This is a genomic window from Pseudomonas sp. (assembly GCF_049300855.1).
Classification (GTDB): Bacteria; Pseudomonadota; Gammaproteobacteria; order Pseudomonadales; family Pseudomonadaceae; genus Aquipseudomonas.
In genome coordinates this window covers 71,713-91,614 of record NZ_JBAQKH010000039.1, presented here as the reverse complement: position 1 = coordinate 91,614, position 19,902 = coordinate 71,713, and the positions used below count along the sequence as shown (strand labels likewise).

Genomic DNA, 19,902 nt, shown 5'->3' with positions numbered 1-19,902 from the left:
TGTCGCGGAACCAAGATCTTTCTGCCGAGCCGAAAAAGCCTATGGTTTACCTCGAAGCTGACGATCCCCTTTGCCATAACGTATTGATTAATTTACTTTCAATGGATCTTTCGAAGTAAAGTGACGTTTTGTACGCGGCTGTTGTTGGTTTTCATGCGCAAACTTTTGTACCTGACGTTTTCCATGGCCCTGGTGGCTGTCCTTACTACCTACGCCATGTGGGCGGCGGACCGGCCGGCGGGGCATTACCTGTCGGACCTGCGCATAAAAGTGGCGGTCGATCAGGGCACGCCCGGCGACCGTGGCAATCTGCTGGGCATCCAGCCCGAGCTGTTTCCCACTGACTATCAAAGCCCCGAGCGCCTGCACCGCAAACTCGCGGCGTATCTGCAGCAGGCCCAGGATCAAGGTCTGCTGAGTGAGAAAACCGTGGTGGTGTTGCCGGAGAACGTCGGCACCTGGTTGCTGCTCAGCGGCGAGAAAGACGAGCTGTATCAGGCGCCGTCCCTCGCCGAGGCGATGAACTGGCTGGCGGCGAGCAATCCGTTGTTGTTCGCCCGCGCCTGGCTCAGCGCCAATGGCAGCGACCGCCTCAACGACGCGTACCTGCGGATGAAATCCAAGGCGATGGCCAAGGATTACCAAGCCCTGTTCGGCGGCCTGGCCAAGGAATTTCACGTGACACTGGTGGCCGGCTCGATCGTGCTGCCGGAACCCAGCATCCGTGACGGCCGGCTGAAACCCGGCAGCGGCGCCCTGTTCAACAGCAGCGTGGTGTTCGGCCGTGACGGCGTGCCGCTTGGCCAGCCGCAGCGGCAGATGCACCCGGTGTTCGATCAGCGTGAAGTGATCGAAGGCGCAGACAAACACCAGATCAACGTGGTCGACACCCCGGCGGGACGCCTCGGCGTGCTGATTGGCAGCGACAGTTGGTATCCGGACAACTACCGCACACTCGACGAGCAAGGCGCGCAATTGGTCGCGGTGCCGGCGCAGGTGTTCGGCCAGGGTGCGTGGAATCAACCGTGGCGCGGCTACAAAGGTTCAAGTACACCGGGATCGGTCAGCCTCAAACCCGGTGAAGTCACCGAAGGACAGGCCTGGCATCGTCTGACGCTGACCGCACAACCGCCGAGCAGTCGGGCGATTGCCGGCATCAGCGTGTTCCTGCGCGGGCAGTTCTGGGACAAGGCCAGTGCCGGTCAGAGTTTCCTCAGCAGCAACGGCCAGCAGTTCGCCGATAGCGAAGCCCGTGGCGCGCGTTTGCTGAACATCTGGTTGTAAGCCATGAAACCACTGCCGATGCGCCTCGGGGATCTGTCGGTGGGCTTCGTTCACAGCCTCGCCGATGCCGTGCGCAGTCAGGCGGCCGACCCACAGCCGTTGCTCGAGCAATATGGTCTGGACGCCGCGCGATTGGCCGAGGCCGGGGCGCGCTTGTCGATTCCGCGCTACATGCGTCTGGGTCATGCGGCGATTCAGTTGACCGGCGATTCGGCGCTGGGCTTGCGCATGGGTCAGCTCAGTCGCCTGAGCCAGGCCGGGCTGGCCGGTGTCACCGCCGCCCAAGCGCCAACCGTGCGCGAAGCCGCGCGCTGCCTGATCCGTTTCGAGGCGCTGTACGGCTCCAACTACCGTGGCCAGTCAAGTTTTCACGAAGACGTCCATGGCGCGTGGCTGCGTTTCTATTCGATCAGCCCGTACAACGCCTACAACCGTTTTGTGGTGGATTCGATCATCGCCGGCTGGCTGCAGCAACTGTCGAGCGTCAGCCAACAGCCCTTACGCGCGGAACGCATCGAGATCGAATTCGACGCACCGGATTACCGCGACGCCTATAGCGTGCTGGGTGATTGCCCACTCCAGTTCGGTGCCGAACGCAATCAACTGCGGCTGAACCTGAGCAGTCTTGCGCAACGGAATCCCGAGCATTGCCCAAGCACCTGGCGGCACCTGCTGCAATTGTGCGAACGGGAACTGGAGCAACTGACCCGCACCCGCAGCCTGCGTGAACGCATCACTCAGCTGTTGGGACCGTTGCTCAATGGTGGTCGGGAGCCCGACCTGGAAGAAGTGGCGGCGCGCCTGAAGCTGCCAACCTGGACATTGCGGCGCAAACTCGCCGAGGAAGGCACGCAGTTTCGCGCAATCCTCAATGACACCCGCCGAGACCTGGCGATGACTTACATCCGCGACACCGAACTGGCCTTCGGCGAAATCGCCTACCTGCTGGGTTTCGCTTCAGCCGAAGCCTTCCAGCGCGCATTCAAACGCTGGAGCGGTCAGACGCCCGGCGAATTTCGCCGCAGTCATCGTCAATCCGCCTGACGCTTACAGCTCGGTCGCGTCTTCCGCAGGTTCCGGTTGGTCCAGTTCAAAGGCCTGGTACTCAAGCAGTTCTTCTTGATAGTCATCCATCGTGTAAACCCCCTACTGCTCTCTTGAATGGGCCTGAACACATATTCAGTGCCTGGAGCATAACGCGCCCATGTGAAGGAAAAGTGAAACCCGGCCTTCATGAATAAAACGTAGCAGGCGGTCAGGAATTTATCGCGGGATTTTTGTCAGGGGAATGTAACGAGATTTAAGGCAAGCCAAAAACCACTGTGGGAGCGAGCTTGCTCGCGAAGGCGCCGGACCATTCAGCACATAGGTGACTGAAAGTCCGTCTTCGCGAGCAGGCTCGCTCCCACAGGGTTTGCGGGTGAAGCTGATTTATTGGCCGGACGCAGGCATCGCCGGAATCGGCTCGGATGGCGGCGGGATGTCCGGGTTGGCCGGTGGCGTGATGATTTCGCTGGCCGGTGCCGGCTCGGCGCTCGGTGCCGGCGTGATCGGCGCGGCTTCTGCAGGTGGAGCGAGCGGTTCAGACGTCACTGGCGCGGCCTCGGCAGGTGCGGGCGCCGGTTCTGCGGCAGGTACCGGGGTCGCAGCAGGTTGAGCGGCCGGAGTCGGCGTCGGCGCCAGCGCTGCCGGCGCAGCCTTTACCTCAGGCACACCCAGATCAGCTTTCGGTTTTTCTTCGATATGCGCGGCTTTCTTCGCATCTGCCGGCATGAACTGCTCGACCAAGGTAAAGAAACGCTCGTAGAACTTCTGTGCGGTCACCGTCTCGCTGGCGACCTTGACCATCGAATCGTCGGACGAGCCGATCGGCATCGACACCGAGCCCAGCACACCCACGCCGAGACTGGCCGAGTTATTGGTCTTCTTCAGTGCGTATCGGTCCTGCAAGGCGTTGGCGAACATCGTCGCATGGTGCCCGGCGCTGCCGTCATCGGCGCAGACCACGTTGAAGCTGATCTCCATGTGGGTGTCGCCGGTTTGCTGAAAGCTCTTGTGGCCGCTGACCAGTTTCGGGTCACTGCTGGTAATGATGTAGCCCTGGCTGAGCAACGCACGACGGGCCGCTTCGCAGCTGACCGAATCGGTCACCGGGTAATTGCGCGAAAACGTACCGGAGTCATCGAAGTTCTCATGCTCATACATCGGCTTGTCTTTCGAACAGCCGGCAACAGCGGTCAACAACAGCGCCAACCCGACAACACGCATGGGAGTGGAAATCAACATTGAACATCCTGAGAGAAAACAGTCCGGGGCGTATTGTGCAACAGATCGCTGCCCCGCTGCGCATGGATTAGTGTCTTAAAGCAGTTACAACTCTATCGACCCTCGGTTGCGGGAAAAAGTCGCAACGCCAGATGATCAATGAACACGCGCAACTTGGCCGTCGCATGACGACTCGATGGCCATAGGACCCAGAACTGCCCGGTGTGTTCAAGATAAGTGTCCAGCACCCGACGCAAACGGCCTTGCGCGACGTCCTCATGGGTCATGAAGTCGGGCAGACAGGCAATGCCCATCCCGGCGAGTGCAGCGAAGTTAACCGCTTCGATCGAGGTGCTGACCAACCGCGCCGGTAATGACGGCTCCGGACTACCTTCGTCACGACGCAAAGGCCATGCTTCCAGCTTGCCGGTGGCGTGGAAGGTATGACGCAGGCACGCGTGACTGGCCAGCTCGGCAGGCGTTTGCGGCACACCGTGCTGCGCGAGATACCCGGGACTGGCGACCAGCACCATGTGAAACTCGCCCAACGGTCGCGCCATCAGTCGCGAATCCCGCGGTTTGCCCGTACGGATCACCGCGTCGAAGCCCTCTTCCACCACATCGACCATGCGGTCGGTCAAGTCCAGATCCAGCTCGATCTGCGGGTACAGCGCCATGAACTCGGCCATGACCGGCATCACCAGGCCGTGCACCTGCGGCAGGCTGATGCGCAACTTGCCATGGGGTTTCGCCGCGGCATCGCACAGCTCGAACTCCGCCGCCTCGACTTCCGCAAGAATCTTGCGACAACGCTCAAGAAACAGCGCCCCTTCACTGGTCAGCGTGACGCTACGGGTGGTGCGCTGAAACAACCGCACGCCCAGTCGCGCCTCCAGCCGGGCAATGCTTTTGCCCACCGCTGACGATGACACCCCTTGCAGCCGACCAGCCTCAGTGAAGCTGCGTGTCTCGGCGACCTGAACAAACACCGAAATACCGCCAAGGCTATCCATACCACCCTCCCATTGCTGACATCCGTGTCCGATATGTTCGGAACCTTAACCCGTTTTTCGCCGACGCGCAGCGCCCTACCCTGTGCTCCTCGTAAACTTTGCACATGGATGCCGGCTCATGAACGATGCCCAACTCGGTTGCCCTGCCCTCGAACAACCTGCCGATCGCCGCGAGCGATTACCCCTCGGCGCGCTGCTGGCGCTGGCCACCGCCGGATTCATCACAGTAATGACCGAAGCCATGCCGGCCGGCCTGTTGCCGCAAATGAGCAGTGGTCTGAACGTTTCCCAGGCGCTGATCGGGCAACTGGTCACGCTGTACGCCATCGGTTCAATCCTGGCAGCCATCCCCCTGACCATCGCCACCCGCGGCTGGCGAAGAAAACCACTGTTGCTGTCTGCCATCGCAGGGTTTGCCATCGCCAACAGCCTCACCGCCCTGTCGCAGCTGTACTGGCTCACCTTGATTGCACGCTTCATCGCCGGCGTATTTGCCGGGTTGCTGTGGGCACTGCTGGCCGGTTACGCCAGCCGCATGGTCGCCCCGCACCTGCAAGGCCGCGCCATCACCGTGGCCATGCTCGGCGCCCCCATTGCGCTATCACTGGGAATCCCCGCAGGCACCCTGCTCGGCACCCTGATCGGCTGGCGCCTGAGCTTTGCGATCATGACCGCGCTGACCGTGGTGCTGGTGATCTGGGTACGCTGGCAAGTCCCGGACTTCGCCGGCGAACGCGAGGAAAAACGCCTGCCGCTGCGTCAGGTATTGACCTTGCCCGGCGTGCGATCCGTATTGTTCGTCACCCTCACCTACGTCGTTGCGCACAACTTGCTGTACACCTACATCGCGCCCTTCCTGCAGCCATCCGGGCTTGATGCCAATGTCGACCGCGTGCTGCTGGCATTCGGCCTCGCTTCAGTGCTGAGCCTATGGATCGTCGGCAGCCTGATCGACCGCTGGCTACGCGAACTGGTGTTGATCAGCGCCGCGTTGTTCATGCTCTCAGCGGTCGTGTTGGCCCTGTGGCGCGATTCGCCGATTGTCATTTACATCGCCACCGCTGTTTGGGGACTGGCGTTCGGTGCCATGCCATCGCTGCTGCAAACCGCCTCGGCGAAAACCGCGAAAGAGGCTGCCGACACGGCGCAGTCGATGCTGGTGACGTTGTGGAATGTCGGGATTGCTGGCGGAGGTTTGGTGGGTGGGTTGTTGCTAGGTAACCTCGGGGTGGAGACATTTCCGTGGATTGTTGCTGGGTTGTTGGTGTTGACCTTGTATGTGGCGATCAAAGCTCGGGACCATGGTTTTCCGAGGGTCAGATGAAACCGAATGGCCTGTTGAGTCGGGTCCGGCCTGCTGGAAATTGAACGGCTGTCAGGCCGCCTTCGCGAGCAAGCTCGCTCCCACATTTAAACCGCGTGCGCCCCACGCGGCAAAGCCGCCCCACTCAACAGGATGAGCGTTAGCTCGGCTGCAGCTTTTGATCTCGCCGTGCCGGCCCCTTCGGCAGGCTTCGTTCCGGGATTTATCCGGGGGTGGGAGCGAAGCGACCGTTTGGCGAAGCCAAACACATCGAGAGGAGGTGCAGCGAAGCAAACCGTAGGCGATGCCCCCGGATGAATTCCGTAACGAAGGAACCCCGAGCCCCAGCGAGCGGGCCGAACGCCGGGGCCCAGACCTTTGCTTCCTTTGGGGCGTTTGCCAAAGGGAGTCGCCGTAAGGGCGAAACCGCCAGCCGCAACCCCCACAGAAACGGATATTCACCCAACCCGAGCCCCAAAAAAAAGCCCCGACCTATACAGGCCGGGGCTCTCACATCACATCTCAGTCAACCATCAAAACCGCTTGATGTCCGCCTGACTCTCCAACTGCTTGCGATAAGCCGCAAAATCCTGCTGACCTTCACGCGAAGCAAGGAAACGACGGTACTGAACCTTCTCTTCATCCGTCGGCGCAGCCGCTTCGTTCACGCCATTCAGACGCACGATCATCAGACTGCCATCCGCCAGCGTCACGCTGGTGAACGTCGGTTTGTCCTTCGCAGCCGGCTTCGGCATACGGAACAACGCTTGCAGTACCGCCGGATCAACCCCTTCCTGACCACGAGTGGCCGCTTCGGTAGCTTTCCAGTTCTGGCCATCAACCGCCTTGTCCAGTGGCGCCTTGCCATCGCGCAGATCAGCAATCAGCTTCTCGGCCTTGGTCTTGGCAGCAGCACTGGCGTGCTCTTTGGTCAGTTGAGTGCGGATGGCCGCATTCACGCTTTCCAGAGGCAGTTGAGCAGGCTTCAGGTGCTCCTTGGAACGCAGCACCACCACGGTTTCCGGATCCAGCTCAATGGCGGTGCTGTTGGCACCCTCGTCGATCACTTCAGTGCTGAACGCAGCAGTGACCACAGCACGGTTGGCTGCAACACCTTCGCCACCTTCACGGCCAAACGGCTTGGAAGTGTGCACGGTCAGTTTCAGATCCGCCGCTGGCTGAGCCAGGTCAGACGCTTCGAACGCCGAGTCTTCCAGTTGCTTGGTCGCCTCGACAAAACGCTGCTCGACCTGTGCGGCTTTCAGCTCGCGGGTCAGCTTGTCTTTCAGGCTGGCCAGGGTCGGCACTTCAGGCGCTTCCACACCCAACAGCTTGATCAGGTGATAACCGAAATCAGTACGAATCGGCTCGGACACCTGGTCTTTCGACAGCGAGTACAGAGCTTTTTCGAACGCCGGGTCGTAAACGCCAGGGCCTGCGTAACCGAGGTCACCGCCATTGTTGGCCGAGCCCGGGTCTTGCGAGAACTCTTTGGCCAGCGCTTCGAACTTCTCGCCCTTGGCCAGACGCGCCTGGACTTCTTCGATCTTCGCCTTGGCCTGAGCTTCGGTGGTCTTGTCGTTCACTTCGATCAGAATGTGCGCCGCACGACGCTGTTCCGACAGGTTGGCGATCTCTTTCTGATACGCCGCCTGCAGGTCTTCGTCCTTGACCGCGACCTGATCGAAGAACGAGGACTTCTTCAGCTCTACGTAATCGATGATCACTTGGTCCGGAGTCATGAACTCCTTGGCGTGCTCGTCGTAGTAAGCCTTGACTTCGTCGTCGGTCAACTTGACCGCTGCCGGGTCAGCCTTGACGTTCAAGGTAGCGAAATCGCGAGTCTGTTTTTCCAGACGGGCAAAGGCCAGCACTTCGGCGTCGGTGACGAAACCGCTACCGGCTACACCGGCGCGCAGTTGGCCGATCAGCATTTCCTGAGCCAGCATTTGGCGGAATTGCATGCGGCTGTAACCCAGCTGACGGATCACCTGGTCGAAACGCTCGGAGCTGAACTTGCCGTCCACCTGAAACTCAGGGGTCTGCAGGATCACTTGATCCAGTGCGCCTTCGGAGAAAGCGAATTTGGCCTGTTCGGCACCTTGCAGCAGCAACTTGCGATCGATCAGACCTTTGAGGGCCGATTCGCGGAGCATTTTTTCGTCGAGCAAAGAAGCATCGAAGTCTTTGCCCAGCTGTTGCATCAGCTGACGGCGTTGCATATCAACGGCCTGGCTCAGCTCGTTTTGGCTGATTTCTTCACCATTGACCTTGGCCGCCTCATTCTTGTGAGTGGTGGCCTGGAAAATGGCGTCGAAACCGGTCAGGGCCATCAGTGCAACGATGACTCCGATAATGGTCTTGGCAATCCAGCCTTGTGAATTGTCCCTGATATTCTGCAGCATGCGTCCCCCAGAAACGGTTGAACTTCAAAATTAGGCAACCGTGGAGCGTGGGTAGAATCCGGATAGAAGAAAGGCGCATCCGAGGATGCGCCTTCTCGTAACTGGCGGAGCGGACAGGGCTCGAACCCTCGATCCCGGCGTTACAGGAAGCTGTTTCAGCGACCTGCTCTACCGCTCCGCTGCCAAGTCAGGCATGACCCCGACCCGGATGGGTAAAAACCTGAAGCTTAGTTAACCGCTTCTTTCAGTGCTTTACCGGCTTTGAAACCTGGCTTCTTGGCAGCCGGGATTTCCAGAGTCTTGCCAGTCTGAGGGTTACGACCGGTACGAGCCGGACGGTCAGTCACGGAGAAAGTGCCGAAACCAACCAGAACAACGGAGTCGCCAGCCTTCAGAGCGCCAGTGACGGATTCGATTACAGCGTCCAGCGCACGGCCAGCAGCAGCTTTCGGGATATCAGCGGATGCAGCGATAGCATCAATCAGTTCCGACTTGTTCACTCTAAGTCCCCTTATATCTATTTTGAGATGATTCTAAGTTTTTTGGTGAAAGCAAAAACGAGTGCTGAATGGCCTACAGACACTTAAGAGCCGCTTTATAACAAGGGCTCTAAAAAACTGTCAAGGAAGCCCCCCAGGCAAAAGCGTATTAATGCGTGCTAATTCTTTCCTTAGAGTCAGACTCACGTTTTTCGTCCTTGGCAACTATCTCCGGATCCACATCCGGCAAGGGCTCCGGCGCGTATTGCAGCGCAATTTGCAGGACCTCGTCAATCCATTTAACCGGTTTAATCTGCAGATCCTGCTTGATATTGTCAGGAATCTCCTTCAGATCGCGCACGTTCTCTTCCGGAATAATCACAATCTTGATTCCGCCGCGGTGAGCCGCCAGCAGTTTTTCCTTCAGACCGCCAATCGCCAGCACTTGGCCACGCAGCGTAATCTCACCGGTCATGGCAACATCGGCGCGCACCGGAATGCCGGTCAATGCCGATACCAGTGCCGTACACATGCCTACACCGGCGCTAGGGCCGTCTTTCGGCGTCGCCCCTTCCGGCATGTGAATGTGCGTGTCGCGCTTCTCGTGGAAGTCCAGAGGAATGCCCAGACTCTTGGCGCGGCTGCGCACAACAGTAAGCGCAGCAGTGATCGATTCGACCATTACGTCGCCCAGCGAACCGGTCTTGATCAACTGGCCTTTACCCGGCACAACAGCGGCTTCGATGGTCAGCAATTCGCCGCCCACCTGGGTCCAGGCAAGGCCGGTCACCTGACCGATCTGATCCTGTTGCTCGGCCAGGCCGTAGCGGAATTTACGCACGCCGAGGAAGTGTTCCAGCAGGTCAGCTGTCACTTTCACCGAGAAGCGTTTTTCCATTGCGTGCTCTTTCACCGCTTTGCGGCAGACCTTGGCGATCTGACGTTCGAGGCCACGCACACCGGCTTCACGGGTGTAGTAACGGATGATGTCGCGGATCGCTTCGGCATCGAATTCCAGCTCGCCCTTCTTCAGACCATTGGCAGCGATCTGTTTTGGCGAGAGGTATTTGACCGCGATGTTGATCTTCTCGTCTTCGGTGTAGCCCGGCAGACGGATCACTTCCATCCGGTCGAGCAGCGCCGGCGGAATGTTCATCGAGTTCGAGGTGCACAGGAACATCACATCGGAGAGGTCGTAATCGACTTCCAGATAGTGGTCGTTGAAGTTGTGGTTCTGCTCCGGATCGAGCACTTCCAGCAACGCCGACGCCGGGTCGCCACGCATGTCGCTGCCCATTTTGTCGATTTCATCGAGCAGGAACAGCGGGTTGCGTACGCCCACCTTTGTCATCTTTTGAATCAATCTTCCTGGCATCGAACCGATGTAAGTCCGACGGTGACCACGAATTTCCGCTTCATCACGCACGCCACCAAGGGCCATGCGCACGAATTTACGGTTGGTGGCATGGGCAATCGACTCCGCCAGCGAGGTTTTACCCACGCCAGGAGGACCGACCAGACACAGCACCGGGCCACGAATCTTTTTCACGCGCTTTTGCACGGCGAGGTATTCAAGGATGCGTTCCTTGACCTCTTCGAGACCGTAGTGGTCGGCATCGAGAATGTCTTCTGCGCGCGCCAGGTCCAGACGTACCTTGCTTTGCGCCTTCCACGGCACTTGCACCAGCCAGTCGATGTAGGAGCGCACGACGGTGGCCTCAGCGGACATCGGCGACATTTGCTTGAGCTTGTTCAGCTCGGCAGTGGCTTTGGCCAACGCGTCTTTCGGCAGACCGGCAGCGTCGATACGCTTTTTCAGGTCTTCGATTTCGTTGTGGCCTTCGTCGCTGTCGCCGAGCTCCTTCTGAATGGCCTTCATCTGCTCATTCAGGTAGTACTCGCGCTGACTGCGCTCCATTTGCTTTTTGACGCGGCCACGAATGCGTTTTTCGACTTGCAGCAGGTCGATCTCAGCGTCCAGCAACGCCAGAACGTGCTCGACCCGGGCCGACAAATCGATGATTTCGAGGATTTCCTGCTTCTGCTCGATTTTCAGCGCCATGTGCGCGGCCATGGTGTCGACCAGACGACCCGGCTCATCAATGCTGTTGAGCGACGACAGGACTTCAGCCGGGACTTTCTTGCCCAGCTGTACATATTGTTCGAACTGCGACAGCAGTGTGCGCACGAACACTTCGGATTCGCGCTCGGCGGCGTCGACTTCTTCGATCAGGGAAACTTCGGCGCGGCAGTGGCCGTCGACTTCGCTGAAGCGCTCGACCGTACCGCGCTGCTCACCTTCGACCAACACCTTGACGGTGCCGTCAGGCAGCTTGAGCAGTTGCAGAACAGTGGCGATAGTACCTACGCGATAGAGAGCGTCTTCACCGGGATCATCATCAGCCGGGTTTCTCTGGGCCAGCAAAAGGATCTGCTTGTCGCCCGTCATCGCGGCCTCGAGGGCTTCGATGGATTTCTCGCGCCCCACGAACAGCGGGATAACCATGTGCGGATAAACCACGACATCACGCAATGGCAGGAGAGGCAATTCGATGGTTGTCTTCATGATTTCGCCTCTACGGCGGCCATATGGCCGTAATCAGATGGAATTAAGCTTGAAACCAAGATGGGGGCTGCCTTGAAAAAAAACAAGCGCAAAGCGGATGTAAAAAACGACATAAAAAAAAAGAGGCCCGAAGGCCCCTTCTTTGTCACAGCGCAGTGGACACTTACGCGTCCGGCGCTGCCTTGGCCGTCGGCTCACTGTTCTCGTAGATATACAGTGGCTTGGACTTGCCTTCGATCACGCTTTCATCGATCACGACTTTGCTCACCTCGGATTGCGAGGGGATTTCATACATCGTGTCGAGCAGCACACCTTCGAGAATCGAGCGCAGGCCACGGGCACCGGTTTTACGTTCCAGGGCACGCTTGGCGACCGATTTCAGTGCGTCGGTCCGGAACTCCAGATCCACGCCTTCCATCTCGAACAGCTTGGCATACTGTTTGGTCAGAGCATTTTTCGGCTCGGTGAGGATCTGCATCAGCGCAGCCTCGTCGAGCTCGTCCAGCGTTGCGAGGACCGGCAGACGACCGACGAATTCCGGGATCAGACCGAACTTGACCAGATCGTCAGGCTCGACTTCACGCAGGGATTCACCGACTTTCTTGCCTTCTTCCTTGCTGCGCACTTCTGCGTTGAAACCGATGCCGCCCTTGGTGGAACGGTTTTGAATAACCTTTTCCAGACCGGAGAACGCACCACCGCAGATGAACAGGATGTTACGGGTGTCGACCTGCAGGAATTCCTGCTGTGGATGCTTGCGGCCACCTTGCGGCGGAACGGAAGCGACCGTGCCTTCGATCAACTTGAGCAAGGCCTGCTGCACGCCTTCACCGGAAACGTCCCGAGTGATCGACGGGTTGTCGGACTTGCGCGAAATCTTGTCGATTTCATCGATGTAGACAATACCCATCTGGGCCTTCTCTACGTCGTAATCGCACTTTTGCAGCAGTTTCTGAATGATGTTCTCGACATCTTCACCCACGTAACCCGCCTCGGTGAGGGTGGTTGCGTCAGCGATGGTGAACGGAACGTTCAGCAAGCGGGCCAGTGTTTCGGCCAGCAGGGTTTTACCAGAGCCGGTCGGGCCGATCAGCAGGATGTTGCTCTTGCCGAGTTCGACGTCGTCCGCCTTTTTGTCACGCTGGTTCAGACGCTTGTAGTGGTTGTACACCGCTACGGCCAGAACCTTTTTCGCACGCTCTTGACCAATCACATACTGATCAAGGATGCCGCTGATTTCTTTAGGCGAAGGCAATTTATGCGCGCTGCTTTCGGCCTGGGCTTCCTGCACCTCCTCGCGGATGATGTCATTGCACAGGTCGACGCACTCGTCGCAGATAAAGACCGAGGGGCCGGCAATCAATTTGCGCACTTCATGCTGGCTTTTGCCACAGAAGGAGCAATAGAGCAGCTTGCCGTTGTCCTCGCCGTTGCGGGTGTCAGTCATTCGTTCGATCCAAATCCGATAGGCTTGCAACACAAGATGAAGGCTATTGCGGGCTTTTTCAAGCCCGCCGCTGATCAGACCAGCCGACCAAGCCTATTTTGAGCTGCTTATTTTAAGCTGGGCGCTGGTTGATCACTTCGTCGATCAGGCCATATTCCTTCGCAGCTTCTGCACTCATGAAGTTGTCGCGATTGGTATCGCGCTCGATTTCTTCCAGAGTACGCCCGCTGTGCTTGGCCATCAGCGTGTTCAGACGCTCGCGAATGAAGAGGATTTCCTTGGCGTGGATTTCGATATCCGACGCCTGGCCCTGGAAACCGCCCAGTGGCTGGTGAATCATCACGCGCGAGTTCGGCAGGCAGAAACGTTTGCCTGGAGCACCTGCGGTCAGCAGGAATGCGCCCATGCTGCAGGCCTGGCCGATGCAAGTGGTCGATACGTTCGGCTTGATGAACTGCATGGTGTCGTAGATCGACATGCCCGCTGTCACCGAACCGCCCGGGGAGTTGATATAGAGATGGATGTCCTTGTCCGGGTTTTCCGCTTCAAGGAACAGCAGTTGCGCGCAAATCAGGTTGGCCATGTAGTCCTCTACCGGACCAACCAGAAAGATCACTCGCTCCTTGAGCAGGCGCGAATAGATGTCATAGGCGCGTTCGCCACGAGCAGATTGCTCGACAACCATCGGGACCAGGCCGCCTGCGGCCTGGATATCAGAGTTCTGCTGAATATACGAATTACGGAACATGCTCTGCAGTCACTCCCAAATAGTTATGTCTTGAATACGCATAAGCCAGCGCGAAGGCTGGCTTATGTGTGTACTTCTTAACGCAAAAACAATCAGTCGGCTGTTGGAGCTTCTACCGGCTTGACCGCTTCTTCGTAAGAGACCGATTTGTCGGTCACGCTAGCTTTCTGCAGAACAGTATCCACAACTTGCTCTTCCAGCACAACCGAACGCACTTCGTTCAGTTGCTGCTCGTTTTTGTAGTACCACGACACAACCTGCTCAGGCTCCTGATAAGCCGAAGCCATTTCCTGAATCATTTCGCGAACGCGAGCTTCGTCAGGCTTCAGGTCGAACTGCTTAACCACTTCAGCAACGATCAGACCCAGCACAACGCGGCGCTTGGCTTGCTCTTCGAACAGCTCGGCCGGCAGTTGATCAGGCTTGATGTTGCCGCCGAACTGCTGAACAGCCTGCACGCGCAGACGGTCAACTTCGTTGGCCAGCAGAGCCTTAGGCACTTCGATCGGGTTGGTGGCCAGCAGACCGTCCATTACCTGATTCTTGACCTTGGATTTGATTGCCTGACGCAGTTCACGCTCCATGTTCTTGCGAACTTCGGTGCGGAAACCGTCGATGCCGCTTTCCTTGATACCGAATTGAGCGAAGAACTCTTCGTTCAGTTCTGGCAGCTTAGGCTCGGAAACAGTGTTGACGGTCACGGTGAACTCGGCGGTTTTGCCAGCCAGGTCCAGGTTCTGATAGTCCTCTGGGAAGGTCAGGTTCAGAACGCGTTCTTCGCCAGCTTTAGCGCCTACCAGACCTTCTTCGAAGCCCGGGATCATGCGGCCGGAACCCAGTACCAGCTGAGTACCTTTGGCGGAGCCGCCAGCGAACACTTCGCCGTCAACCTTGCCAACGAAATCGATGTTCAGTTGGTCTTCGTTCTGGGCAGCGCGATCGGCCACTTCAAAACGAGTGTTCTGCTTGCGCAGGATGTCGAGCATTTTGTCCAGGTCAGCGTCAGCCACGTCAGCGCTCAGGCGCTCAACGGTGATGCCGTCGAAGCCAGCAACGGTGAACTCCGGGAACACTTCGAACACTGCAACGTATTCCAGGTCCTTGCCAGCTTCGAGCGACTTGGGCTCGATCGACGGCGAACCGGCCGGGTTCAGCTTCTGCTCAACCACAGCTTCGTAGAAGGAGGACTGGATCACGTCGCCTACAGCTTCCTGACGAGCATCAGCACCGAAACGGCGCTTGATTTCGCTCATTGGCACTTTGCCTGGACGGAAGCCAGCAATCTTGGCCTTTTGGGCAGTCTGCTGCAGACGCTTGTTGACCTGAGTCTCGATGCGCTCAGCCGGCACGGTGACGCTCATGCGGCGCTCGAGAGCAGTAGTATTTTCAACAGAAACTTGCATGGATATTCCTCGTTGCACAGACGTTAGCCGGCCGTTTCCGACCCCAGAATCAAGGGCATGCATTCTAGTGGGTCAAACTCAAGAAGTCACCCTACTGAAAACGGGTAAAAAAACAGCAGGCAATTTATAGGGACCGCAGCACAAATGCAGCGCACCCCAAAGGCGAATACAACCAATCACGCCAGGGCTCTGCGCCAACCTCTTCTATATATAGAGGAGGCTGCCAATCACTCCCTGACGGCCGACCCTGCAAGCAAGCCCGGCGAGCAGCACGACATCATCGAGCAACATAAATACGACGAAGCGCCCTGCCCCTGCGTCTCGAAACCGGCCATCGCCGGCTTTCAAAACCGCAAAACAAAAAAGGCGCCAGACTGTTAAATCTGGCGCCTTTCGAAATATGGGGTGGACGATGGGGATCGAACCCACGACAACGGGAGTCACAATCCCGTGCTCTACCAACTGAGCTACGCCCACCATATTGCGTAACAAAAAAGCCAAATAACTTCTTTGTTGAAACCTCACCAGCCCGAAGACATGAATGAAGCTTTAATTGGTGCGGATGAAGAGACTCGAACTCTTACGCCTCGCGGCGCTGGAACCTAAATCCAGTGTGTCTACCAATTCCACCACATCCGCGGATGAAGCTTTTAAAGCAAAGGCGCCAGACTGTTACATCTGGCGCCTTTCGAAATATGGGGTGGACGATGGGGATCGAACCCACGACAACGGGAGTCACAATCCCGTGCTCTACCAACTGAGCTACGCCCACCATATCGCGTTACTTGTGCCAAAGCTGCCTAATGGCGCACCCGGCAGGACTCGAACCTGCGACCATCCGCTTAGAAGGCGGATGCTCTATCCAGCTGAGCTACGGGCGCCTTATTAATCTGTACTCTTAAAGGACTACAAACTAAGTGCTTTCCAGCGTTGCAGAACCTTGATTCCGCTTCACCTTCTTAACCAGTGCTAGGCTGTGCCCGACAAGTGCGACGAATAGTATAGAGCGCTCCGAAGGTCGTCAAATCCTTTTTGAAAAAAATTCATTTAATTAAAGGAGTTAGAGGAATTTGCTGACCAAGCGCCTTTGCCCTCATCGCTCGACATGCGAGAATGCGTTCTCATTTTTTCCCCTCTCGATGGTTAATCACGCGCAATGACTGCACAACTAATCGACGGCAAATCGATCGCCGCCAGCCTGCGCCAGCAGATCGCCCAACGAGTTGCCGAGCGTCGCCAGCAAGGCCTGCGCACTCCCGGCCTCGCGGTGATCCTGGTCGGCAGCGATCCTGCCTCTCAGGTTTATGTCTCGCACAAGCGTAAAGACTGTGAAGAGGTTGGCTTCCTCTCTCAAGCCTACGACCTGCCCTCCGAAACCACCCAGGACACATTGACCGATCTGATCGATCGCCTCAACGACGATCCGGCAATCGACGGCATCCTGCTGCAACTGCCGCTGCCCGAGCACCTGGACGCCTCCAAATTGCTGGAGCGCATTCGTCCGGACAAAGACGTCGACGGCTTCCACCCTTATAACGTCGGTCGCCTGGCCCAGCGCATTCCGCTGCTACGTCCGTGCACACCTAAAGGCATCATGACGCTGCTGGAAAGCACCGGCGCTGACCTTTATGGCATGGACGCAGTGGTTGTCGGCGCGTCCAACATCGTCGGTCGCCCAATGGCGATGGAACTGTTGCTGGCCGGCTGCACCGTGACCGTGACTCACCGCTTCACCAAGGATCTGGCCGGCCACGTTGGTCGTGCCGATCTGGTGGTGGTGGCCGCCGGCAAGCCGGGCCTGGTCAAGGGCGAGTGGATCAAGCAAGGCGCGATCGTGATCGACGTCGGCATCAACCGTCAGGACGACGGCAAACTGGTCGGTGACGTTGTCTACGAAACCGCCCTGCCCCGCGCCGGCTGGATCACTCCAGTACCGGGCGGCGTCGGCCCGATGACCCGTGCCTGCCTGCTGGAAAACACCCTCTACGCAGCAGAAACCCTGCACGTCTGAGTCGTCGCTTCAGCAGTCAAAAAAACCCGCCTCGTGCGGGTTTTTTCATGCCTGAGAAAAAACTGTAACCGTTCGCCGGAAACCCCTCTTTTTACAGGCCTTTTCACGAGTTTTTCAGGTCATTCAAACAACCATCGACAGATCTTCAGCCATACTCCTAGAATGCGACGCTTTGAAGAAATAACCCGTTACAAACTAACGGAATATCCAACCTTTATGAGTTCGCCCGCGTGAAAATTCGTCTTTCGATTCTGAGCCTGTTTTTTGCAGTTTCAGGCACTTTCATCACGCCAACGATCAACGCTGCGGAAACCACCGCTGCCCCTCGTGACGCTTCGAGCCTGAAGATCGCCTCCGGCAGCGCCCTGCTCATGGATATGCAGACCAACAAAGTCATCTACTCCAGCAACCCTGACGTGATCGTGCCGATCGCCTCTGTCAGCAAGCTGATGACTGGACTGGTAGTGGTTGAAGCCCGGCAGAACATGGACGAATGGATCAATGTCGATATCAGTAACACGCCGGAAATGAAGGGCGTGTTCTCCCGAGTCAAACTGAAGAGTGAACTGCCGCGCCGCGAGATGCTGCTGATTGCCCTGATGTCCTCGGAAAACCGTGCCGCCGCGAGCCTGGCGCATCACTACCCGGGTGGCTACGCAGCCTTCATCGCAGCGATGAACGCCAAGGCCAAGGCGCTGGGCATGACCAACACGCACTATGTCGAGCCGACCGGCCTGTCGGAGCGTAACGTCTCCACCGCCCGCGACCTGAGCAAGTTGCTGGTCGCGGCCAGCAAGTACCCGATCCTCAGCGAACTCACCACCACCAAGGAAAAAACGGTGTCGTTCCGTAAACCCAATTACACCCTGGGTTTCCGCAATACCGATCATCTGGTGAACAAGGCCGATTGGGACATCAAAATCACCAAGACCGGTTTCACCAACCCCGCCGGTCATTGCCTGGTGCTGGTGACGAAGATGGGCAACCGCCCGGTCGCCCTGGTGATTCTCGACGCGTTCGGCAAGTACACCCATTTTGCCGATGCCAGCCGCATCCGCAGTTGGGTGGAAACCGGCAAGAGTGCCAGCGTTCCCGCGGTGGCCCAACAGTACAAGGCCGATAAAAACCTGAAGTCGCGCCAGAGTGGCGTGATCGAAGCGGCCAAGTAACCTGCCACTCATGAAAAAGCCCCGAATCATCGGGGCTTTTTTTCGCCGGCGTATCAGTCATTTGGCAGCGGCATCTGGTCATCATCGGGAATGCCATCGCCCGCACTCGGATCGCGCGCAGGTTCGGGGGTCAGCACATTCGGCCGGGCCATCGGATCGCGTAGCGGGCTGTCCGGATCCAGCACCGGATCAATCTCCGGTTCTGGAGTAGTAGGCACGCTGTCCGGTTTATGGTCGTCGAAGCTTGAATCGGTACTCATACGCACCTCGCATCAAGGTTTCAGATTGGCTAACGGGTCATAAGGCTTGGCGGGCTTCCTGGCATCTTCGCCGGGCTCGACGTCGAGAGGCGCCTTGGCGGGGCCGACAGGATCGACCTGCGGATCATCAAGATCGGGCGAGTCCGGATCGAATCCCAAATCATCTCCCGAGGAATGCTCGGAGGAATGCGGGCCTTTCGCTGCTGGGGAATCTTTCATATCGCCTCCTTATTTACCCGCAAAAACACGGGATGTATAAGTAGGAGGCTTGCCGGGCGCCGTCGTGCCCGGCAGATGACGAACGGAAAACTCAGTGTGCGGCCAACGCCTTGCGCGCCTGCGCCGCTTCGTTTTCCTGACCGGCCTGAGCCAGTTCATCCGCCGCTTTGAGCCAACGCTGACGGTCGACCGCTGCCGGAATCTGTGAAGGCTTCTGGATCAGGATTGCCCAGCCACCGGATTTCTCCAGTGCCGACTCAAAGGCGCTGAAACTCATCAGTTCGCGACGATTCATGCCTGCGCGCAGCAGCACTTTCTGTTTGTTGCGATCGTAGCCGGACAGGATCGCGTAACGCGGCTCGGCCCAGAACGCCGAGCCCTCGCTGAAGCGCACCATCACCGGATAGCCAGCGGCCACTTGAGTCAGCAGCGCGGGCAAATTGCTGTCCAGTGGATAGACAACCATGCCGTATTCGCGGGCAAGGTTCTGGATGTTCTGCTGCAGCTTGTCCTCGGCACCCGGCAGGTGCAGTGGTTTCTCGAGAAGCCCCGGCGTGATCACGATGCCCTGCTGCGACAACAGACTGGCCAACACCTGCGGCCCGCTCTGATTGGCTTCGCCGCGATAGAACGTGCCGCTCAGCTCGACCCGCTCCGGCAGACGCTTGACCTCAGGCGAAACACTGCCTGCACACCCGGCCAACACGGCCGCGCAACCGGCCACCAGCAGCGCCGCACGAATTCGAGAAAATACCTGCACCATCATCACTCTCTGTTCAGACGCCGGTCATCGTGTTCCGGCAACGCCTGCGATCATAGGGCCGCGACCGGCTGCGGTATAGCCTTAAGCGCCAGACTCATCGATTGCATAGAGCAAACTGATTGGTCACCAGCGACCTTTGGTCAATAGTCTGAAACACCGCATTGGCTAGACTGTCATTGAAACAGAGCGAATTGAAAAAGTGGGCGCCCGATGCAGGGCAAAGAGGAGGCACAGATGAGCCTGACCATGACTATCGTAATGTTGATTGCCGGCTGGCTGGCCGTGGCCACCGCCATGCTGTGGGGCGTGCTGCGGGTTTCGCGGCGCCACCATCATCATCCGGTTCAGCCTGCTGCGGTTGAGAAAACCGAGAAACATCGGGTACGCCACGCAACTGCGCATTGAGGATTAACGTCAAAAGCGAAAAGCCCCTCATCGGAACGCCGCCCGCCTATCCCTCTCCCGGAGGGAGAGGGGACTGACCGAGTTGTTTTTTCGAGTTACGCCGACCTGCAATAACGAGCCGAACTCAGGTTTGAGAACCGCACCGATCGGCTCCCTCTCCCT

The 19,902-nt window shown here is 58.1% G+C and carries 18 protein-coding genes and 4 tRNA genes; 7 read left to right on the top strand and 15 right to left on the bottom strand.

Annotated elements, in window-relative coordinates:
• Positions 1-153: 153 nt before the first annotated feature.
• Together WA225_RS20840 and WA225_RS20835 are read left to right on the top strand one after the other, a co-directional pair.
• Positions 154-1,284 (top strand): carbon-nitrogen hydrolase family protein, encoded by a 1,131-nt coding sequence (locus WA225_RS20840; protein ID WP_422609394.1) that lies wholly within the window; start codon positions 154-156, stop codon positions 1,282-1,284.
• A 3-nt stretch (positions 1,285-1,287) separates the two neighbouring features.
• Positions 1,288-2,328, top strand: a complete 1,041-nt coding sequence (locus WA225_RS20835; protein ID WP_422609393.1) for an AraC family transcriptional regulator — start codon at positions 1,288-1,290, stop codon at positions 2,326-2,328.
• A gap of 387 nt (positions 2,329-2,715) precedes the next feature.
• Here the strand turns inward: WA225_RS20835 and WA225_RS20830 are convergent, their stop codons facing one another.
• Positions 2,716-3,570: a DUF2242 domain-containing protein gene (locus WA225_RS20830; protein ID WP_422609392.1), complete on the bottom strand. Its 855-nt coding sequence runs from the start codon at positions 3,568-3,570 to the stop codon at positions 2,716-2,718.
• Between the two features lie 92 nt (positions 3,571-3,662).
• Entirely contained in the window at positions 3,663-4,562 is a 900-nt protein-coding gene (locus WA225_RS20825; RefSeq protein WP_422609391.1) for a LysR family transcriptional regulator, read from the bottom strand.
• Positions 4,563-4,680: 118 nt separating this feature from the next.
• On the opposite strand from WA225_RS20825, the gene WA225_RS20820 reads away from it, so the two are divergent.
• Positions 4,681-5,886: an MFS transporter gene (locus WA225_RS20820; RefSeq protein ID WP_422609390.1), complete on the top strand. Its 1,206-nt coding sequence runs from the start codon at positions 4,681-4,683 to the stop codon at positions 5,884-5,886.
• Between the two features lie 512 nt (positions 5,887-6,398).
• Here WA225_RS20820 and WA225_RS20815 read toward each other — a convergent pair.
• From WA225_RS20815 to tig, 6 genes are all read right to left on the bottom strand, one after another.
• A complete protein-coding gene (locus tag WA225_RS20815; protein WP_064117717.1) occupies positions 6,399-8,270 on the bottom strand; it encodes a SurA N-terminal domain-containing protein in 1,872 nt (623 codons plus the stop codon).
• A 227-nt stretch (positions 8,271-8,497) separates the two neighbouring features.
• On the bottom strand, positions 8,498-8,770 hold the full coding sequence (locus WA225_RS20810; RefSeq protein WP_003183171.1) for an HU family DNA-binding protein: 273 nt from the start codon (positions 8,768-8,770) through the stop codon (positions 8,498-8,500).
• 148 nt (positions 8,771-8,918) lie between these two features.
• The gene (gene lon, locus WA225_RS20805; RefSeq protein WP_422609388.1) at positions 8,919-11,315 is read right to left on the bottom strand and encodes an endopeptidase La; all 2,397 of its coding nucleotides are present in this window, start codon (positions 11,313-11,315) and stop codon (positions 8,919-8,921) included.
• A 163-nt stretch (positions 11,316-11,478) separates the two neighbouring features.
• Positions 11,479-12,762, bottom strand: a complete 1,284-nt coding sequence (clpX, locus tag WA225_RS20800; protein WP_003223632.1) for an ATP-dependent Clp protease ATP-binding subunit ClpX — start codon at positions 12,760-12,762, stop codon at positions 11,479-11,481.
• Positions 12,763-12,874: 112 nt separating this feature from the next.
• Positions 12,875-13,510, bottom strand: a complete 636-nt coding sequence (gene clpP / locus WA225_RS20795; RefSeq protein WP_007951559.1) for an ATP-dependent Clp endopeptidase proteolytic subunit ClpP — start codon at positions 13,508-13,510, stop codon at positions 12,875-12,877.
• 92 nt (positions 13,511-13,602) lie between these two features.
• Positions 13,603-14,913: a trigger factor gene (gene tig / locus WA225_RS20790; RefSeq protein ID WP_422609387.1), complete on the bottom strand. Its 1,311-nt coding sequence runs from the start codon at positions 14,911-14,913 to the stop codon at positions 13,603-13,605.
• A gap of 144 nt (positions 14,914-15,057) precedes the next feature.
• On the opposite strand from tig, the gene WA225_RS20785 reads away from it, so the two are divergent.
• Positions 15,058-15,294, top strand: a complete 237-nt coding sequence (locus WA225_RS20785) for a hypothetical protein (protein ID WP_422609386.1) — start codon at positions 15,058-15,060, stop codon at positions 15,292-15,294.
• A gap of 20 nt (positions 15,295-15,314) precedes the next feature.
• On the opposite strand, the gene WA225_RS20780 is transcribed toward WA225_RS20785, so the two are convergent.
• The 4 genes from WA225_RS20780 to WA225_RS20765 all read right to left on the bottom strand — a co-directional run bounded on the left by WA225_RS20780 (position 15,315) and on the right by WA225_RS20765 (position 15,794).
• Positions 15,315-15,390: transfer RNA gene (locus WA225_RS20780), tRNA-His, on the bottom strand.
• A 77-nt stretch (positions 15,391-15,467) separates the two neighbouring features.
• Positions 15,468-15,552: transfer RNA gene (locus WA225_RS20775), tRNA-Leu, on the bottom strand.
• Positions 15,553-15,609: 57 nt separating this feature from the next.
• A tRNA-His gene (locus WA225_RS20770) sits at positions 15,610-15,685 on the bottom strand.
• A gap of 32 nt (positions 15,686-15,717) precedes the next feature.
• Positions 15,718-15,794, bottom strand: a tRNA-Arg gene (locus WA225_RS20765).
• A 275-nt stretch (positions 15,795-16,069) separates the two neighbouring features.
• Here WA225_RS20765 and folD point away from each other — a divergent pair.
• Positions 16,070-16,924 carry a bifunctional methylenetetrahydrofolate dehydrogenase/methenyltetrahydrofolate cyclohydrolase FolD gene (folD, locus tag WA225_RS20760; protein WP_422609385.1) on the top strand — a complete coding sequence of 285 codons (855 nt, stop codon included), beginning with the start codon at positions 16,070-16,072 and terminating at the stop codon, positions 16,922-16,924.
• Positions 16,925-17,154: 230 nt separating this feature from the next.
• Positions 17,155-18,093 (top strand): D-alanyl-D-alanine endopeptidase, encoded by a 939-nt coding sequence (gene pbpG / locus WA225_RS20755; RefSeq protein WP_422609384.1) that lies wholly within the window; start codon positions 17,155-17,157, stop codon positions 18,091-18,093.
• Between the two features lie 53 nt (positions 18,094-18,146).
• Here the strand turns inward: pbpG and WA225_RS20750 are convergent, their stop codons facing one another.
• The 3 genes from WA225_RS20750 to WA225_RS20740 form a co-directional block, all read right to left on the bottom strand.
• Positions 18,147-18,353 (bottom strand): hypothetical protein, encoded by a 207-nt coding sequence (locus WA225_RS20750; protein ID WP_095114516.1) that lies wholly within the window; start codon positions 18,351-18,353, stop codon positions 18,147-18,149.
• A 12-nt stretch (positions 18,354-18,365) separates the two neighbouring features.
• A complete protein-coding gene (locus tag WA225_RS20745; RefSeq protein WP_422609383.1) occupies positions 18,366-18,572 on the bottom strand; it encodes a DUF6021 family protein in 207 nt (68 codons plus the stop codon).
• A gap of 91 nt (positions 18,573-18,663) precedes the next feature.
• A complete protein-coding gene (locus tag WA225_RS20740) occupies positions 18,664-19,335 on the bottom strand; it encodes a peptidase C39 family protein (protein WP_422609382.1) in 672 nt (223 codons plus the stop codon).
• Positions 19,336-19,569: 234 nt separating this feature from the next.
• Between WA225_RS20740 and WA225_RS20735 the strand changes: the two genes are divergently transcribed.
• Entirely contained in the window at positions 19,570-19,740 is a 171-nt protein-coding gene (locus WA225_RS20735) for a hypothetical protein (RefSeq protein ID WP_422609381.1), read from the top strand.
• The last annotated feature ends 162 nt before the right edge of the window (positions 19,741-19,902 follow it).

Coding starts and splice junctions, on each gene's coding strand:
- WA225_RS20735 (WP_422609381.1), top strand. CDS start 19,570: ATGAGCCTGACCATGACTATCGTAATGTTGATTGCCGGCTGGCTGGCC.
- WA225_RS20745 (WP_422609383.1), bottom strand. CDS start 18,572: ATGAAAGATTCCCCAGCAGCGAAAGGCCCGCATTCCTCCGAGCATTCC.
- WA225_RS20840 (WP_422609394.1), top strand. CDS start 154: ATGCGCAAACTTTTGTACCTGACGTTTTCCATGGCCCTGGTGGCTGTC.
- WA225_RS20820 (WP_422609390.1), top strand. CDS start 4,681: ATGAACGATGCCCAACTCGGTTGCCCTGCCCTCGAACAACCTGCCGAT.
- folD (WP_422609385.1), top strand. CDS start 16,070: ATGACTGCACAACTAATCGACGGCAAATCGATCGCCGCCAGCCTGCGC.
- WA225_RS20825 (WP_422609391.1), bottom strand. CDS start 4,562: ATGGATAGCCTTGGCGGTATTTCGGTGTTTGTTCAGGTCGCCGAGACA.
- clpP (WP_007951559.1), bottom strand. CDS start 13,510: ATGTTCCGTAATTCGTATATTCAGCAGAACTCTGATATCCAGGCCGCA.
- WA225_RS20830 (WP_422609392.1), bottom strand. CDS start 3,570: ATGTTGATTTCCACTCCCATGCGTGTTGTCGGGTTGGCGCTGTTGTTG.
- WA225_RS20815 (WP_064117717.1), bottom strand. CDS start 8,270: ATGCTGCAGAATATCAGGGACAATTCACAAGGCTGGATTGCCAAGACC.
- WA225_RS20785 (WP_422609386.1), top strand. CDS start 15,058: ATGCAGCGCACCCCAAAGGCGAATACAACCAATCACGCCAGGGCTCTG.
- WA225_RS20740 (WP_422609382.1), bottom strand. CDS start 19,335: ATGGTGCAGGTATTTTCTCGAATTCGTGCGGCGCTGCTGGTGGCCGGT.
- lon (WP_422609388.1), bottom strand. CDS start 11,315: ATGAAGACAACCATCGAATTGCCTCTCCTGCCATTGCGTGATGTCGTG.
- clpX (WP_003223632.1), bottom strand. CDS start 12,762: ATGACTGACACCCGCAACGGCGAGGACAACGGCAAGCTGCTCTATTGC.
- WA225_RS20835 (WP_422609393.1), top strand. CDS start 1,288: ATGAAACCACTGCCGATGCGCCTCGGGGATCTGTCGGTGGGCTTCGTT.
- tig (WP_422609387.1), bottom strand. CDS start 14,913: ATGCAAGTTTCTGTTGAAAATACTACTGCTCTCGAGCGCCGCATGAGC.
- WA225_RS20750 (WP_095114516.1), bottom strand. CDS start 18,353: ATGAGTACCGATTCAAGCTTCGACGACCATAAACCGGACAGCGTGCCT.